15 protein-coding genes and 1 tRNA gene are annotated in these 15,566 nt (G+C 60.2%); 7 read left to right on the top strand and 9 right to left on the bottom strand.

Annotated elements, in window-relative coordinates; genetic code table 11:
* Nucleotides 1–4: 4 nt before the first annotated feature.
* The 6 genes from leuD to KUW67_RS04685 all read left to right on the top strand — a co-directional run bounded on the left by leuD (nt 5) and on the right by KUW67_RS04685 (nt 4,918).
* Nucleotides 5–610: a 3-isopropylmalate dehydratase small subunit gene (gene leuD / locus KUW67_RS04710; RefSeq protein ID WP_224824125.1), complete on the top strand. Its 606-nt coding sequence runs from the start codon at nt 5–7 to the stop codon at nt 608–610.
* A 247-nt stretch (nt 611–857) separates the two neighbouring features.
* Nucleotides 858–1,697, top strand: a complete 840-nt coding sequence (locus KUW67_RS04705; RefSeq protein WP_224824124.1) for a hypothetical protein — start codon at nt 858–860, stop codon at nt 1,695–1,697.
* An 11-nt stretch (nt 1,698–1,708) separates the two neighbouring features.
* Entirely contained in the window at nt 1,709–2,635 is a 927-nt protein-coding gene (locus KUW67_RS04700; protein ID WP_224824123.1) for an endonuclease/exonuclease/phosphatase family protein, read from the top strand.
* Between the two features lie 57 nt (nt 2,636–2,692).
* Complete coding sequence (gene leuB, locus KUW67_RS04695) at nt 2,693–3,799, top strand: 3-isopropylmalate dehydrogenase (protein ID WP_224824122.1); 1,107 nt, start codon at nt 2,693–2,695, stop codon at nt 3,797–3,799.
* A 33-nt stretch (nt 3,800–3,832) separates the two neighbouring features.
* Nucleotides 3,833–4,786: a DMT family transporter gene (locus KUW67_RS04690; protein WP_224824121.1), complete on the top strand. Its 954-nt coding sequence runs from the start codon at nt 3,833–3,835 to the stop codon at nt 4,784–4,786.
* 55 nt (nt 4,787–4,841) lie between these two features.
* Nucleotides 4,842–4,918 (top strand) — tRNA-Pro (locus KUW67_RS04685).
* Nucleotides 4,919–4,957: 39 nt separating this feature from the next.
* Here the strand turns inward: KUW67_RS04685 and KUW67_RS04680 are convergent.
* The 6 genes from KUW67_RS04680 to dctP all read right to left on the bottom strand — a co-directional run bounded on the left by KUW67_RS04680 (nt 4,958) and on the right by dctP (nt 9,835).
* Nucleotides 4,958–5,440: a carboxymuconolactone decarboxylase family protein gene (locus KUW67_RS04680; RefSeq protein ID WP_224824120.1), complete on the bottom strand. Its 483-nt coding sequence runs from the start codon at nt 5,438–5,440 to the stop codon at nt 4,958–4,960.
* Complete coding sequence (locus tag KUW67_RS04675) at nt 5,437–5,946, bottom strand: OsmC family protein (RefSeq protein WP_224824119.1); 510 nt, start codon at nt 5,944–5,946, stop codon at nt 5,437–5,439. Before KUW67_RS04675 ends, KUW67_RS04680 begins: the two co-directional genes overlap by 4 nt.
* Entirely contained in the window at nt 5,943–6,854 is a 912-nt protein-coding gene (locus KUW67_RS04670; protein ID WP_224824118.1) for an SMP-30/gluconolactonase/LRE family protein, read from the bottom strand. Before KUW67_RS04670 ends, KUW67_RS04675 begins: the two co-directional genes overlap by 4 nt.
* 24 nt (nt 6,855–6,878) lie before the next feature.
* Complete coding sequence (locus tag KUW67_RS04665) at nt 6,879–8,189, bottom strand: TRAP transporter large permease (protein WP_224824117.1); 1,311 nt, start codon at nt 8,187–8,189, stop codon at nt 6,879–6,881.
* Between the two features lie 10 nt (nt 8,190–8,199).
* Nucleotides 8,200–8,748, bottom strand: coding sequence for a TRAP transporter small permease (locus KUW67_RS04660; protein WP_224824116.1), 549 nt, complete (start codon nt 8,746–8,748; stop codon nt 8,200–8,202).
* 97 nt (nt 8,749–8,845) lie between these two features.
* Nucleotides 8,846–9,835 (bottom strand): TRAP transporter substrate-binding protein DctP, encoded by a 990-nt coding sequence (gene dctP / locus KUW67_RS04655; protein WP_224824115.1) that lies wholly within the window; start codon nt 9,833–9,835, stop codon nt 8,846–8,848.
* On the opposite strand from dctP, the gene KUW67_RS04650 reads away from it, so the two are divergent.
* Nucleotides 9,807–10,079 (top strand): substrate-binding domain-containing protein, encoded by a 273-nt coding sequence (locus KUW67_RS04650; protein ID WP_224824114.1) that lies wholly within the window; start codon nt 9,807–9,809, stop codon nt 10,077–10,079. The genes dctP and KUW67_RS04650 overlap by 29 nt on opposite strands.
* 5 nt (nt 10,080–10,084) lie before the next feature.
* Here KUW67_RS04650 and KUW67_RS04645 read toward each other — a convergent pair whose 3' ends face one another.
* From KUW67_RS04645 to KUW67_RS04635, 3 genes are all read right to left on the bottom strand, one after another.
* Nucleotides 10,085–13,135 (bottom strand): efflux RND transporter permease subunit, encoded by a 3,051-nt coding sequence (locus KUW67_RS04645; RefSeq protein ID WP_224824113.1) that lies wholly within the window; start codon nt 13,133–13,135, stop codon nt 10,085–10,087.
* Nucleotides 13,136–13,143: 8 nt separating this feature from the next.
* Nucleotides 13,144–14,181, bottom strand: coding sequence for an efflux RND transporter periplasmic adaptor subunit (locus KUW67_RS04640; protein WP_224824112.1), 1,038 nt, complete (start codon nt 14,179–14,181; stop codon nt 13,144–13,146).
* A 184-nt stretch (nt 14,182–14,365) separates the two neighbouring features.
* Nucleotides 14,366–15,397: an extracellular solute-binding protein gene (locus tag KUW67_RS04635; RefSeq protein ID WP_224824111.1), complete on the bottom strand. Its 1,032-nt coding sequence runs from the start codon at nt 15,395–15,397 to the stop codon at nt 14,366–14,368.
* Nucleotides 15,398–15,566 lie beyond the last annotated feature (169 nt).

The following is a 15,566-nucleotide window of genomic DNA, read 5'->3' as shown; positions in this document are numbered from 1 at the left end:
CCAGATGGACAAGTTCGAGACACTGACCGGGATTGCGGCTCCGATGCCGCTGATGAATATCGACACCGATATGATCATCCCCAAACAGTTCCTCAAAACGATCAAACGCTCGGGCCTTGGGGTGAACCTGTTTGACGAGATGCGCTATGATGCGGACGGCAACGAGAACCCGGGTTTCGTGCTGAACCAGCCCGCCTATCGCGATGCTCAGATCATCGTGGCGGGCGATAATTTCGGCTGCGGCTCGTCGCGCGAACACGCGCCTTGGGCACTGCTGGATTTCGGGGTGCGCTGCGTGATCTCGACCTCGTTCGCGGATATCTTTTACAACAACTGCTTCAAGAACGGCATTCTGCCGATCGTGCTGCCCAAAGAGCAGGTGGATGCCTTGATGGACGACGCCGAGAAAGGCGCGAACGCGCGCATCACGGTCGATCTGGAGGCCCAGACGGTTACTGCATCGGATGGCACTGCTTATCCGTTCGAGGTGGACGCGTTCAAGCGGCGCTGCCTGCTGGAAGGGCTCGATGATATCGGTCTGACCATGGAGAAGGCCGCAAGCATTGATGCGTTTGAGGAAACAGCCGTTCAGGCCCGGCCTTGGGTCTGACCCGACGCCATCCCCAACATATTGATCCCAAGTCTAGACTGCCCCGAGAGTTGCGCGGAATTGATGTATTCCCGCACCAGTTTCACCATGAAAAAGCCACAGTATTTATCATTGTTTAAACAGTAAGTTGCGGTGCGAGGGGTTTGTCGCCACACTGTTTTCAATTGAGGTAGCGTCGAGAGGCGCGATCAAGTTGGGACAACGGCGCGGCATCGTATCGTGTCAGACCAAGTTGAGGGTTAGGGCTGTGGTTTCACGACTACCAGGCGCCATCGCGCGCGCACTTCTTGTGGTGTTATTGATTGTAACGCCGTCTATGCTATTGCCGGGCGCCAGCTCGGATGCGCAGCAGATCGTCGCTTTGGTGGCGATCTTCGGGGCGGTGCTGACATTCGTGGAATACGCCTCCAGCTATCCCGGCCTTGTGGAGTTTCGGGACGCGCCGCCGTTCAACCGCGTGCGGTTCGGCTCGCTTTTCGCGACGGTTCTATTGCTGACGGTGATCATGCGTGGCCATGACAACCCGACAACGATGACCGAGTTTGTGACGGCTGTCGGCACGATCATCGGCCATTCGATTGATTTCCCCTATTCGCCGGTACGCCTTGTCGTACTGATGATGCCCGACCAGACGGATGCTGCGTTGATTGCAGATGTGCGCACGGCGGCGGGGCTGAGCTACTTGATTTCGCTGCTCTCCCTGACCGTCTTTGTGATGGCGCTGGGCGTGAACCGCTGGCCCACCCGCTCGGGCGCGTTCAATGTTTGGGTGAACTTGCCCACGTTTGACCCCACAGCAGGGGGGGACGTGGTGGAGCGGCTCAATCGTGATGCACGCATTAACATTGCGTTAGGGTTTTTGCTGCCATTCCTGATCCCAGCAATTGTGAAGCTGGCCTCGAACATCTTTGACCCGGTGTCGATGTCGAACCCGCACACTTTGATCTGGACGATGACTGCATGGGCTTTCCTTCCCGCTTCCCTTTTCATGCGCGGTATCGCGATGGGACGCGTTGCCTCGATGATCGAGGAAAAGCGCAAGCGGACCTATGCGCAGGCGCAAAAAGAGCAGCTGCAAACGGCCTGATCTTTTGCCTTTTGGCACTGCCCGCCAGTGCCGAGACTGTGCGGATCGCCACGTTCAACACGGAGTTGGCACGCAAAGGCCCTGGCCTTTTGCTGCGCGATATCCTGAAGGGGGAGGCGGACGTGGCCTCGGCCCAAGCGGCGATCAATGCGGTGAACCCCGACATCCTGGCGGTGCAGAGCTTTGACTATGACCTGACAGGTGCGGCGCTCAAAGCGTTCTCGGACGGTTTGGCGCGGCCTTATGCGCATCACTTTGCGCGCGTGCCGAATACCGGGCTGTCGACAGGGCTTGATCTGAATGATGACCGGCGCTTGGGGACCGAAAAGGATGCCCAAGGCTATGGGGCGTTTCACGGGCAGGGCGGCATGGCGGTCCTGTCGCGCTATCCGTTCGAGCAAGGCGGGGTCGTCGATCACTCAGACGTTTTGTGGAGCAGTCTTGAGGCCGGTCTTTGGGATGGGCCTGACGTGCTGACCGAGGCAGCGCGCGACGTGCAGCGCCTGTCCACGACCGCCCATTGGGAGGTGCCGGTGACGGTGGGCGGCACGGTTCTGACCCTGCTGACCTACCACGCCACGCCCCCTGTTTTCGACGGACCAGAGGACCGCAATGGCAGGCGCAACGCGGATGAAACGCTGTTCTGGCTACCGCGTTTGAGCGCGGTGGAAACGCCGGTTCTGCTAGGTGACGCAAACCTTGACCCCGCGCGCGGCGATGGGCGGTCGGAGGCGATGCAACGGCTGCTGGCGCATCCGGCGTTGCAAGATCCGCTGCCAGGAACCGACAGCGTTGTGTTCGAGCAGACCGGGCCTTTGCGGGTGGACTATGTGTTGCCTGCGGCGTCGCTGACGATCACCGATGCGGGCATCCATTGGCCCGAGGGGGATGACGCCAGCCGTCATGCGTTGATCTGGGTGGACATCGCGCTTCCTTGACCGTTCCGGCAAACGTGGATACCTCAAGCCACGATTGACATTCAAAGGATGCGCGCCATGACCAACCCCTCGCTTTTGATCCTCGCCGGTGACGGTATCGGCCCCGAAGTGATGACCGAGGTGCGTAAGGTCATCGCATGGCTGGGCGACAAGCGCGACCTGACCTTTGACGTGACCGAGGATCTGGTGGGCGGTGCAGCCTATGATGTGCATGGCACTCCGCTGGCCGACGAAACGCTGGAGAAAGCCCAAGCCGCCGATGCGGTGCTTTTGGGCGCTGTCGGCGGGCCGAAATACGACACGCTGGATTTCAGCGTGAAGCCCGAGCGCGGCTTGCTGAAGCTGCGCAAGGAAATGGATTTGTTCGCCAACCTGCGCCCGGCACAGTGCTTTGACGCTTTGGCTGATTTCTCGTCCCTCAAGCGCGATGTGGTGGCCGGGCTTGATGTGATGATCGTGCGGGAACTGACCTCGGGCATCTATTTCGGTGAGCCGCGTGGCATCACCACCGAGGGCAATGAGCGCGTCGGGATCAACACCCAGCGCTACACGGAATCCGAGATTGATCGCGTCGCGCGCTCGGCCTTTGAGCTGGCGCGGCGGCGGAATAACAAGGTCTGCTCCATGGAGAAGGCCAATGTGATGGAAAGCGGCATCCTGTGGCGCGAGGTCGTGCAAGAGGTCCATGACAAGGACTACCCGGATGTCGAGCTGAGCCACATGTATGCCGATGCAGGTGCTATGCAGTTAGTGCGCGCGCCCAAGCAGTTTGACGTGATCGTCACGGATAACCTCTTCGGTGATCTGCTGTCGGATGCGGCGGCGATGCTGACCGGATCGCTGGGTATGCTGCCGTCCGCCAGCCTTGGCGCACCGATGGAGAACGGAGGGCCCAAAGCGCTTTATGAGCCGGTGCATGGCTCGGCCCCCGATATTGCCGGTGAGGGCAAAGCGAACCCGTGTGCCTGTATCCTGAGCCTTGCCATGGCGCTGCGCTACAGCTTCGATCAGGGTGAGGAAGCCACGCGGATCGAGACGGCGGTCGAGAAAGTGCTGGCCGATGGGACGCGCACCGCGGATTTGATGCAAAGCGGTGACGGTACGCCAGCCAGTACATCTGAAATGGGCGATGCGGTGATTGCGGCGCTGGAGGCAAGTCTCTAGGCTGACACCACGCCTCACATTGCGAGACCCCACATGAGTCCGAACCTGAAAGGTGCCTTGCTGTCCCTTGCGGCTTTTGCTGTTTTTGCGACCCATGATGTGATCGTGAAACTGCTGGGCGGCAGCTATTCCCCGGTGCAGATCGTCTTTTTCAGCGTGCTTTTCGGCATCCCGATGGTGATGTTCATGCTGATCCGCGATGCGCGTGAGGGGCATCTGCGCCCGGTGCATCCGTGGTGGACGCTGACGCGCACAACGGCGGCGGTGATCACGGGCTTTTCGGCGTTTTACGCGTTCTCGACCCTGCCGCTGGCGCAGGTCTATGCGATCTTGTTTGCGGCGCCGTTGTTGATCACCGTGCTGGCCATCCCGATCCTGGGCGAGACCGTGCGCATTCGGCGCTGGATCGCTGTGATCGTGGGTTTGACGGGTGTGATTATCGTGCTGCAACCCGGCTCTACTGAGTTGGAATTGGGGCATCTGGCGGCGCTGACGGCGGCGATTGGCGGGTCGTTTGCCTCGATCATCGTGCGCAAGATCGGGCGGGACGAGCGCACGGCGGTGATGATGCTTTATCCGATGATTGCGAATTTCGTGGTGATGGGCGCGCTGCTGCCTTTTGTCTATAAGCCCGTGCCGATTGAAGAATTTGGCATGATGGCGTCGATCGCGGTGCTGGGTTTTGTGGGCGCGCTTTGCCTGATCGGGGCCTACAAGGCGGGCGAGGCGGTGATCGTCGCGCCGATGCAATATAGCCAGATCATCTGGGCGTCGGTCTTTGGCGTGTTCTTCTTTGACGAGCGCATCGACCAGATGACGGCGATTGGGGCCGCCGTCATCATCGCGTCGGGCCTTTACATTGTGCTGCGCGAAAGCCGCGGTGGCGGGTCCGAGAACCGGCCGGTTCTGCGCACCCGCAGCCGGGTGGAAACCGGTACTGGCCCGCGCGTCAGCCAATCGCTTCCCACCGAAGACAGAGGTCCGTGAAGGGCGCGTCAGGTCTTGCCAAGCGCGCGGGGCTGTCATATGCCGCGCGCACGGTCGGGCTGTAGCGCAGCCTGGTAGCGCACCTGCTTCGGGAGCAGGGGGTCGGAGGTTCGAATCCTCTCAGCCCGACCAATTTTCAAAGCATCGAGATTTTACGCTTCGGGCAAGCATTTACCCATGCTGACCCACGCTCCAACCTTTCTTGCCCAAGGTCCGCTCTGCGGCGTCGCACGGGCCGTCCTCAAGCGTTGTGGCAAGGCTGTCGTTCCAGCGGTTCATGAAGCCCATGACCGAGACACAGGCCAGCAGTTCGACAATTTCGTCCTCGCTGAAATGGGTGCGCAACTCGTCCATCATCTCGTCGGTGACGGCATTGGGGACCGAGGCCGCAGCCATGGCAAATCGCAAGGCTGCACGCTCGGGTTCAGAGAAAAGGGCGTGGATCTCAAACTCCCAGATCGCCTCCATCTTCTGGTCGTCTTCGCTGAGAGTGGCGACAATCTTGGCAGTGTGGGCTTGGCAATACAGACACCCCGCCGCGTAGCTGGCGATATGCTGGACCATGCGGCGCAGGATGACGGGTGTGGTCATCTCGGGGCCATAGATCACGGCGTCTGAGTAGCTGGCCGGATCGGCGGGGGAAATGCGTGTCATGCAGAGCGATCCTGAGCGGTGGGGCGCGCGCGCCACGTCACATCCATCTCCACATCGGCGCTTTCGAAAAGGTTCATCACCGGGCAGCGCTGTTCGACATTGCGGCGGAGCAATTCAAGGCGGTTTGGTGGCTCGTCGGTTGTGATCTCGATCACCATTTTGACTGCCGTGAAGTAAGGGCGCACACCTTTGACGCCGCGCGCGCCGCGCATGTCGCCGGTGCCTTCGCAGTCAATCTGAAGGTCTGAATAGGCAAAGCCAATCGCCTCGGCCACAAGGCGCAGGACAACGCTTTCGCACCCGGCGAGCGACCCCAAAAGCGATTCAAGCGGCGTTGGACCCAGGTCGGTCCCGCCTTTCTTTTCCGGCTCGTCGATGATCCAGCGATGGCTGCGCGTGCTGACCGAGACCAGCGTGCCACCCTTCTGGCGGGTCTGCACAGACGGGTGGATCAGCGTCGCGGTCTTGGTGTCTTCGATGCTGGGGGGAATGCCATAGTCGGTCATTGGGAGGCTGTATCCTTTGGGATCATGGGCAGGGCGGTCAAACGGGTTTCGATCCGGTAAACGGAGGTCGAGGCGGTGATGAAAAGGGTGCGCAGCTGAGGCCCGCCAAAGCAGAAATTGGTAGATTTTTCAGGCATCAGGATCACGCCGAGGCAATTGGCGGAGGCATCAAAGACATGCACGCCGCCGGGGCCATTGCACAGGATATGCCCTTGGGTTGTGCATTTCATTCCGTCTGGCACGCCGTCCCCCTCGCCCGTGACATCGGCCCAGACACGCCCGTCGGAAAGCGCGCCATCCTCGGCCACATCAAAGACGCGGATATGTCCGCCCCAGCTGTCATTGACGAAAAGGCGCGTCTCATCGGCGGAGAGGCAAAGGCCATTGGGCTGCTGAAAGTCGTCGCAAACGAGCGTCAGCGTGCCATCCGGATCCAGCCGAAAGACGCCTTGATAGGGCAGATCCTGTTCACGCAGAATGCCCAGATCCTCGCGGATGCGGCCAAAGCTGGGATCCGTAAACCAGATGCGCCCTTTGCTGTCGCAGATCACGTCATTGGGGCTGTTCAGCTCTTTGCCATCATACTGCGTGGCAATCGCTGTGACGCGCTTGCCGCCATGATCGTGGCGCACCAGATGTGAGCTGGCATGCTCGCAGGTGATGACCCGGCCTTCGGTGTCAAAGCAATTGCCGTTCGATTGGTTGGACGGCGTGCGGAAGACCTGCGAACCGCTATCGGGGTGCCACTTATATTGGTGGCTTTCCTGAATATCCGAAAAGATCAGATACCCGTCATCAGGGTGCCAGATCGGGCCTTCGGTAAACCCCAGATCACCCGCGATCTTTTCGAGCTTGCCCGTTTTGGGCACCGCATCCGTGAAGGTTTCCGAACGGATATCAAAAGGCATGGCAGATGTCCTTTTCTGAAGGGCCTAGCCTGCGCCCAGAACGAGCGTTGGCAGGAAAAGCGTGATGGCGGGGAGCATGATGAGCAGGGCAACGGTCAGCACGTCGATCAGCACGAAAGGCCAGATTGCCCGGAAGATACCGTTGATGGGTATGTCGGGCCTGATCCCCGAGACGACGTAGACGTTCAGGCCGACAGGGGGGGTAATCAGCCCGATCTCGACCATCTTGATGACAAGGATGCCGAACAGGATCGGGTCGATGCCCAGCTCGACAATGGCTGGAAAGATCACCGGCAATGTCAAAAGCATCATGCCAGAGGCGCTGAGGAACATGCCCAGAAACGCATAGCCCACCAGAATGGCGACAAGGATCGAGGTTGAGGAAAACGGCAGCGCCACCAGCCATTCGGCGATCTCTGTCGGCAGGCGCGTGAAGGCGAGGAAGCGCGCAAAGATGAAGACGCCCCAGAAGGTCGAGAAGATCATGACGGTGAGTTTTGCCGTCTCGATCAGCGATGTGTTCAGGCCCGACAGGGTGATCTTGCGGCGCAAGAGCGCGTAGGTGAAGACGATGGCGGCACCTGTTGCGCCTGCTTCGGTCGGGGTTGTCCATCCCGTCGACATACCACCGAGGATCATCAGCATCACAAGGAAAATGGGCAGGATGCCTCCGATGGAGGCACCGCGTTCGCCCCAGCTGATGCCCTTGATGGGTTGGCCCAGTTCGGGGCTGACGGAGAATCGCAGCAGAATGAAGCCTGCGTAAAGCAGTGCTGAGAAGATGCCCGGAATAAAGCCCGCCAGCAGCAAACGCCCAATGCTTTCGTCGACGATGGCTCCGTAGACGACCAGTGCCGCCGAGGGCGGGATCAGTGAGGCTAGCGTTCCCGACGCGGCAACAGCAGCTGCAGACACCGTTGGGTTATATTTCAGCTTCAGCAATTCGGGGATCGCGACGCGCGCAAAGACCGCAGCGGTTGCTTGGCTTGCGCCGGAGACCGCCCCAAACGCGCCCGCGGCCAGCACGGTGGAGACGGCAAGCCCGCCCGGTAACCAGCCCATCCATGCGCGTGCGGCGCGGTAGGCCCCCTGCACCATGCCAGAGGAATGGGCGAAAAAGCCGATCAGTATGAACATGGGCAAAACGCTGAACAGATAGTTCGAGCCGGTGCTGTGCGGGATGATGCCCGCGACATTCACCGCCACGTCCCAGCCTTTGAGCGCGACGATGCCCAAAAAGCCGGTGATCGCTGTGGCGAACATGATATGCACGCCGGACATCACCATGATGATAAGGCCCAGAAAGCCGAGGGCACCGATTGTTGTGGGATCCATGAGCTTACCCTTACGCGTCCATATCTTCGAGAGGGTCCGGCGGGCGCGGAACGCCCACTGGCTCTAGATCGGGGTTGAGAACAAGCCGCCCGAACACCCAAAGCTCCAGCGTCAGCCTGAGCCATAGGATGCCCAGCCCGACCGGGGCGGCCAGTTTGGACGGCCATGTGGGAAAGCCCACGCCAAGGGTCGTGTCGCCAAGGGACCACGCGCGCATGAAATGCGTCCATGTGCCGGGAAGGATCGCCGTAATCAGGAAAAGGCCGATCACCGTGGCCATCAGATGGGTCATCCAGGACAGGCGCCCGGAGGTGAATTTCTGCAGCATATCCATGCGGATATGCCCGGCTTGGCGATAACAATACGAGATGCAGAGCAAGCTGAACGCAACCATCGAGAGCGAGGTGAAATCAACCTGCCCCGGAATGGGGCTGTTGAAGAGGCGCCGCATCAGGACCTCGGATGTGACCAGCAGCATGATGACGAAGATCGTTATCCCGGCCAGCACAGCGGTCGCGAGTTCAATCCGCATCAACCCGTTATCCAGTGTTTTGAGCATAAGCATCCTTTCGCAGCCATGCGCTGCGGGTCTGTCGGGTCAGGGGCGCGGGAAAAGGGGGCAGAGCGCGACAAGAGCCGCGCCCGACCGGTTCAGATCATTCCGCCTGCAAGACGATATCGAGGATTTCCTGCGCGGGCAGGCCTTTGCCAGAGACATCCTCGACAAAGGTGTCCCACACCGGCTGGGCGGCGTCGTTGCGCAACTGAATGATCGTGTCTGGCGAGACCTCGATCTTTTTCAAACCGGCTTCGACCAAGGCGGGCTCATACCGCGCTGACGTGGCACTTTGGGCCTTGATCGTTTCGGCATAGGCGTGGGCCTTGGCCTCATCGACCAGCGCTTTGAGATCGTCGGGCAGTGCGTTCCACGCATCGGCATTGGCGACAAGCGTCACATGGGCAGAGCCTGCCTCCATTCCGGTCGTATACCATTCCGACAACTCATAGAGCTTCCAGCCGCCATGGGCCGACGGGGTTGCGGCAACGGCATCAATCACGCCGGTTTGCAGCGCGTTGTACTGTTCAGGTCCGCTGACTGAGACGAGGCTTGCGCCATAGGTCGCCAGCGCATTACCGATGCCAGAGGTGGCTTTCATCCGCATGCCATCAAAGGCTTGCAGTGTCTCAGGGGCGTTGCCTTTGCCCATCACTTCGTAATTGGGTTGAACGACAGCCATGACGGGCACCGTGTTCCAGCGCGCGAACTCGGCCTTGATGTCTTCGTTCTCAAACAGCATTTCGGCCACTTCGGCGCGCTTTTCCATGGTGGGCAGCGGCAGGAAGGGCAGATCAAGCACGGACATCAACGGGTTCTTGCCCGGATGATAGCTGGAGATCACATAGCCCAGCTCGAACGCGCCAATCGACAAGTTGTCGAGGATTTCGCGCGACGGGGACAGCGTGCCATTATGCACCGTGATCTCCATTTTGCCGTCGCTGTTTTCGTTGATGTATTCTGCGAAGCTCTCCCCTGCGACGCGGAATGCGGGGCTGCCCAGCAGGGCCAGATCCCAAGTAACCTCCTGCGCCTGAGCGGCGGCGGCGGAGTGCGACGGGATGCTGTGCCCGAATGATCTGTTTGCCATCGGCTTCATGGATCGGCTGCGCAGCCTGTCAGGTGGTCGCCTTCCGAACGATCTTCGGATCATCGGTTTTGACGATATTCCGATGGCGGGGTGGGAAAGCAGTCAGCTGACCACCATCCGCTTGCCCGTCGCGGCCATGGCCGCCCGCGCCACGGATGTGATCGCGCGGATCGTGGCTCAGAACGAGCCTGTGGAAGAGCGTATCTGGATCCCGTGCCGCTTGATCGAGCGTGCCTCTGCGTGATCCCTTCAGGCGGTTTGTGACGCCTCAGGTTGTCGTGCTGCCTCGCGCATGAAGAACGCGTAGTAGAAGACGGGGGCTGCCACGAGGGTCAGGATCGACGCAAACGCCAGACCGCCCATGATCGTGATGGCCATCGACTGGAAGAACGCGTCCCAGATCAGCGGAACCATCCCCAGGATCGTCGTCGCTGCGGCAAGGATCACCGGGCGCAGGCGGGAGGTGGAGGCCGCGACGATCGCCTCTTTCAGGGGCGTCTTGGGGTCGTCCTCGCGCACGAGGTCGATCTCCTCCACCAGCACGATCCCGTTCTTGATCAGCATCCCCGACAGCGCGAGCAGGCCCAGCAATGCGGTGAAGGTGAAGGGCAGCCCGGTGCCCAAAAGCGCAAGGCTGACCCCGTTGACGGACATCGGCACCAGCAGCCAGATAATCAGTGGCTGACGCAAAGCGTTGAACAGAAGGATCGAGATCAGGACCATGATCAGCGCGCTGACGGGCAATTGCGCGGCCAGACCCGATTGCGCATCGGCGGAGCTTTCATATTCACCGCCCCATTCCATTTTGTAACCTGCGGGCAGGGGCATCGTGTCGATGGTTTCCTGCACCTCGGCCTGCACCTGCGCGGCGGTCAAATCCTTGGGAATGTCGGCCCCCACGGTGATGGTGAAGACCCGGTCGCGGCGCATCAGAAGGGTGTTTTGCGCCTCAAAGCGCAGCCCGTCGGTCACTTGTTCAAAAGGCACGAAAGCCTGTCCACTTTCGGAATAGATGACGTGATCGGTCAGCAGCAGATCGGCGTCGGGATCGGCCCGCAGGATAATCGGGATCTGCCGCTCACCCTCGCGGTAGACGCCCGAGCTGATGCCGGTCGTCGCAAAGCGCATTGTGTCGGTGATGTTGTCACGGGTGATACCGGCCTCTTGCGCGCGGTCGGTGGCGTAGATCGGGCGCAGCACCTGCTCCATCTCGCGCCAGTCGATGCGCGGGGCAAGGATATTGTCGGACGCTGCCGTCAGCCGGTCTTCGGCTTCAAGCGCGAGGGTGCGGAGCACGGCAGGATCCGGGCCGGAGAACCGCGCCTGGATCGGATCACCACCACCGGGGCCAAAGGCCAGACGCTTGGCACGGAACTCGCCCTGCGGAAGGGTCGTGGCCGAGAACTCCTCCATCCGGTCGATGAGCGCGGCGATGGTGTCGATTGTTTCCGTGCGCACGATGATGTGGCCATAGCTGGGGTTCGGGTCTTCGGACTGATAGGTCAGCATGAAGCGCGCAGCCCCGTCGCCGACATAAGCGGTGGTCGAGACAACCTCTGGCTGGTCGGCGAGCCAGTTTTCCAGCACGGTCAGATCGCGAGAGGTCTCGTGGATCGACGCGCCTTGCGCCAGCTTGTAGTGCACGAACAGAAGGGGCGTGTTGCTGTCGGGGAAGAACTGCTGCTTGATCTGACCAAACATCATGAAACAGGCGACGGTGATGGCCAAAAGCCCCGCGATTACCAGCCACCAGAGCCGCAGACAGGCGCGCAAAAGCTGGCCGTAGGCGCGGAACAGCACGCCACCATAAGCGTCGTCATCGCTTTCAGTGCCTTGCTTGAAAAAGTAGTGGCCCAGCAGCGGCGTCACGGTAAGCGCCAGCACCCATGACAGCAAAAGCGAGATCGCGATCACCGCGAAGAGCGAGAACAGAAACTCGCCGGTGGAGTCCGGGCTGAGGCCGATCCCCGCGAAGGCCATGATCCCGATGACCGTGGCGCCGAGCAGCGGGATTTGTGTCTTCTTGGCGGCGTCTTGCGCAGCATCGCGCGAGGTTTGCCCCCGCCGCATGGAGATTTGCATGCCTTCGGCCACAACAATGGCGTTATCCACCAGCATCCCCATGGCGATAATAAGTGCGCCCAGTGAAATCCGCTCCATCTCAATCGAGAAGATCGACATGAAAAATAGCGTACCGACGACCGTCAAAAGCAAGGTCGTGCCGACGACAATCGCGGCGCGCCAGCCCATGAAAAGCGCAAGCACAATGACGACGATACTGACCGACATGGCAAGGTTTACGAGGAAATTGTTAGAGGCTTCCTCGACCACGATATGCTGTTGATAGATCGGGTGCAGTTCAACCCCTAGGGGGATCTGCGGGGCAAGTTCTGCAAGCTTGTCATCGGCGCGGTGGCCCACATCGACGATGTTTTCAGAGCCAAGACCGGCCACACCAATGGTGAACGCGTCCTCGCCATTGTAGCGGATCATGAGGTCGGGGTTTTCCTCGCGGGTGCGGTAGACATTGGCGAAGTCAAAGAGGTTCAGCACCTCGCCCCCGACGCCCACGGTGAGGCCTGCAATCGCTTGGACGGAGTCGTTGCCTTCGGGGCCTTGGATCAGGGTACGGCCTTCCACACTTTGCAAGGAGCCGCCATCAACAACAGAGTTGGCATTGGCAATCGCCCGCTCGACGGCTGCGGGCGGAACGTTCTGGTTGGTGCTGACGACAAGGTCAGGCTCGACATAGATCACCTCGTTCGGGACGCCTGAAAGGTTGACGTCGGCCACGCCTTCGACAGTCAGCAATTCGCGGCGCAGGAAGGTGGCGAGTTCGTAGATTTCGGCGTCGGAAAAGCCGGGAGCGGTGACGGCGTAATAAATACCGAAGACATCGCCAAAGCCGTCATTGACGAAAGGCACGCCGGCGCCACTGGGAAGGCGGGCGGTGTTTGCGCGGTTGCGCAGCTTCGTCCAGATCTCGGGCAGTTCGGTGCCGTCATACTGGTCTTTCATATCGACCGTCACACGCGACAGGCCCGGCTGGTTGACAGAGCGGACCTCTTTGACCTCGGACATCTTCTGGATTTCGGATTCCAGCGGTTCTGACACTTCGCGGGCGACCTGTTGGGCGCTGGCCCCGGGATATTCGGTGATGACGACGGCGGTTTTGATGGTGAAGGCCGGATCTTCGAGACGGCCCAGCGAGAAAAAGCCCCAGATACCGCCTAGCAGACAGCCGAGGATCAGAAGCCAAGTCAGGATCGGGCGGTTGATGGACGTGCGTGCAATTTCCATCAGGCGGCTCAGTTCGAGAAGCCGGAGAAGCGGCGGACGCGGTCGCCGTCGCTGAGCAGATTGGCACCGCTGGCGACGATTTCCTGACCAGCCTCAAGGCCAGAGATGACGTTGATGCTGCCATCATCGGCGGGCGTGATCTCGACCGGGGTGGCGGTGACTGTGCCTTCGGTGTCCGTGTCGGGCGTGAAAGTCATCACTTGCGGGGTGCCATCCTGGGTGTTGACCACGGCAGAGCCGGGGATACGCACGGAGGCAGGGCCGTTGTTGAGCACTGCGTAGACGGTGACAGAGGCACCGGGCAGGATCACAACGTCTTCGGGCGGGGCCATGCCAAGGGTGATCTGGAAGGTCTGACCAACCTGCGAGGTTTCGGCGTTAAACTCGCGCGGCTCGACATCATAGCGCGCGTCAATGGCGGGAAATTCGGCCCAGAGCTCGACGTCGCGGTCGTTACCGGCGCGCTGGAAGAGGACTTCGGGCACGTCGATCTCGATCCGTAGCTCGGACATATCATGCAGGCGGGCAATGGGCGTTCCGGCGGACACGGTCGAGAAATTCGGTTGGCTGCGGGCGGCGACAAGCGCATCAAACGGCGCGGTCAGCGTCGCATCCTCAAGTGAGCGTTCGGCGTTGCGCACGGCGATTTCAGCCAGTTTGGCCTGGGTTTCGGCGTCGTCAACGCTGACCTGACTGACCGAACTGCCTTGCAATTGCTCAAGCCGGCTCAGGGTGCGATCCGCTTGTTCTTTTTGCAATCGCGCCTGATCGAGCGCCAGCTGGAACGGCTCAAGATCAAGTTGGGCAAGCAAGGCGCCCTTGGCGACAGGCTCTCCTTCGATAATCGGAATCTCGACGATCTGTCCGCTGACCTGAAACGCCAGGTCTACCGTTTCGCGGGCGACGACATGGCCGAAAAACTGCCGGGTTGTCTTAGGCGCATTGGTGTCGACGCTGACCAGCTTGACGAGTTTGGGCGCGTCTTGGGCTTGAACGGTGGCGACCCCAAGAAGGACCAATAGAATGACGAGACAGGCGCGGAGCATAAGAAAACCTCTTTTGCTGACGAATGCCGATCACGGACATCCAATAGCCCACATATAAACGAGAAATCTGACTGCCGAAGTGCAAAAGATGTGCGTTTTTGCAGAGCATGCCTGACGGATATTCGCACAGACATGAAAAAAGGCGCGACCGAAGCCGCGCCTTGTCACGTGGTTTGAGGTGGGTTTATTCCCAGCCAGCCTCATTCAGAATGTTCTGAGCGGCGTCGATATTGTCGGCGATGTCGGACAGATCAATCACGTCGGGGCGGAAGATGCCCAGAGCGGCGACGGACTCGGACAGACCCACACCCGGCACGCCCGGATATTCGTCATTACCGGCCGAGAAATATTCCTGCGCCTGATCGGAGGCGAGGTATTCAAGGAACTTCACGGCGTTGTCCTTGTTGGGCGCGTTTGCGGCCACACCGCCACCCGAGATGTTCATATGCGCGCCGATATCGTTCTGATTGGGGAAGACCCAACCGATGCGCGCGAGATCAGCCTCGGACATGGTGCTGTCGCCTTTGCGAAGCGCGCGGGCGTAGTAATAGGTGTTCGACATGGCAATGCCGCACTCGCCCGACGCAATGCCGCGCAGCTGGTCGGTGTCACCGCCCTGAGGCGCGCGGGCAAAGTTGCCGACAACGGCTTCCGCCCAGCCTTTGACAGCGTCTTCGCCCAAGTGATCGACCAGAGCGGCAACGATGTTCTGGGTGTAGACGTTGGTGGAGGACCGGATGCAGACTTGGCCTTCATACTCGGCATTGCCGAGGTCCTGATAGGTCTGGGGTGGGTTCTCGATCGCTTCCTTGTCGTAGAACAGGATGCGCGCGCGCTGCGAGAAACCAAACCACTGGTTGTCCTCATCCTGCAGATACGCAGGGATGCGGGTTTCCAGAACGTCGCTTTCGACGGACTGCAACAGGCCAAGGTTCTTGGCGCGCGTCAGACGGACCGTATCGACCGTCAGGAAGATGTCGGCGGGCGAATTCGCGCCCTCGGCTTCCATCCGGGTGATCAGTTCGTCGGCCTTGCCCTCGATGCGGTTGATGGTGATGCCCGTCATTTCCTCGAAGTCCGAATAGAGACGTTCGTCGGTGTCATAGTGACGGGATGAATAGAGGTTTAGCTCTCCCTCGGCGTAAGCGGGGATGGCTGTCACGGTCGTTGCCACTGCGGCAAGGGCCATGAGAGATGTCTTGGTCGAAAAGCGCATGATAGCTCCCTAAATCAGATTCCTGATAAAAATAATCGGATAACGGATTCTCAGGCATTTGCAAGTAACTTGACAAAAAAACTCGGAAATAATTCCCGCTGAGACAGGGGCGATGGCGATAGGAAAAGCTGCTTAAAAATAGAGCGTTAGGTGGCGGGAGGAACGAAAA

Origin of the sequence: Cognatishimia sp. MH4019 (genome assembly GCF_020177595.1) — a bacterium.
Classification (GTDB): Bacteria; Pseudomonadota; Alphaproteobacteria; order Rhodobacterales; family Rhodobacteraceae; genus JAHTBL01.
The sequence above is the reverse complement of the archived record's forward strand: the minus strand, read 5'-3'. Positions and strand labels throughout refer to the sequence as shown.

What these genes read in the sequence shown, in the direction of transcription:
- KUW67_RS04665 (WP_224824117.1), bottom strand. Translation starts at nt 8,189, where the DNA reads ATGGATCCCACAACAATCGGTGCCCTCGGCTTTCTGGGCCTTATCATC.
- KUW67_RS04650 (WP_224824114.1), top strand. Translation starts at nt 9,807, where the DNA reads ATGCTGTGCCCGAATGATCTGTTTGCCATCGGCTTCATGGATCGGCTG.
- leuD (WP_224824125.1), top strand. Translation starts at nt 5, where the DNA reads ATGGACAAGTTCGAGACACTGACCGGGATTGCGGCTCCGATGCCGCTG.
- KUW67_RS04670 (WP_224824118.1), bottom strand. Translation starts at nt 6,854, where the DNA reads ATGCCTTTTGATATCCGTTCGGAAACCTTCACGGATGCGGTGCCCAAA.
- KUW67_RS04635 (WP_224824111.1), bottom strand. Translation starts at nt 15,397, where the DNA reads ATGCGCTTTTCGACCAAGACATCTCTCATGGCCCTTGCCGCAGTGGCA.
- KUW67_RS04690 (WP_224824121.1), top strand. Translation starts at nt 3,833, where the DNA reads ATGAGTCCGAACCTGAAAGGTGCCTTGCTGTCCCTTGCGGCTTTTGCT.
- dctP (WP_224824115.1), bottom strand. Translation starts at nt 9,835, where the DNA reads ATGGCAAACAGATCATTCGGGCACAGCATCCCGTCGCACTCCGCCGCC.
- KUW67_RS04645 (WP_224824113.1), bottom strand. Translation starts at nt 13,135, where the DNA reads ATGGAAATTGCACGCACGTCCATCAACCGCCCGATCCTGACTTGGCTT.
- leuB (WP_224824122.1), top strand. Translation starts at nt 2,693, where the DNA reads ATGACCAACCCCTCGCTTTTGATCCTCGCCGGTGACGGTATCGGCCCC.
- KUW67_RS04675 (WP_224824119.1), bottom strand. Translation starts at nt 5,946, where the DNA reads ATGACCGACTATGGCATTCCCCCCAGCATCGAAGACACCAAGACCGCG.
- KUW67_RS04640 (WP_224824112.1), bottom strand. Translation starts at nt 14,181, where the DNA reads ATGCTCCGCGCCTGTCTCGTCATTCTATTGGTCCTTCTTGGGGTCGCC.
- KUW67_RS04660 (WP_224824116.1), bottom strand. Translation starts at nt 8,748, where the DNA reads ATGCTCAAAACACTGGATAACGGGTTGATGCGGATTGAACTCGCGACC.
- KUW67_RS04680 (WP_224824120.1), bottom strand. Translation starts at nt 5,440, where the DNA reads ATGACACGCATTTCCCCCGCCGATCCGGCCAGCTACTCAGACGCCGTG.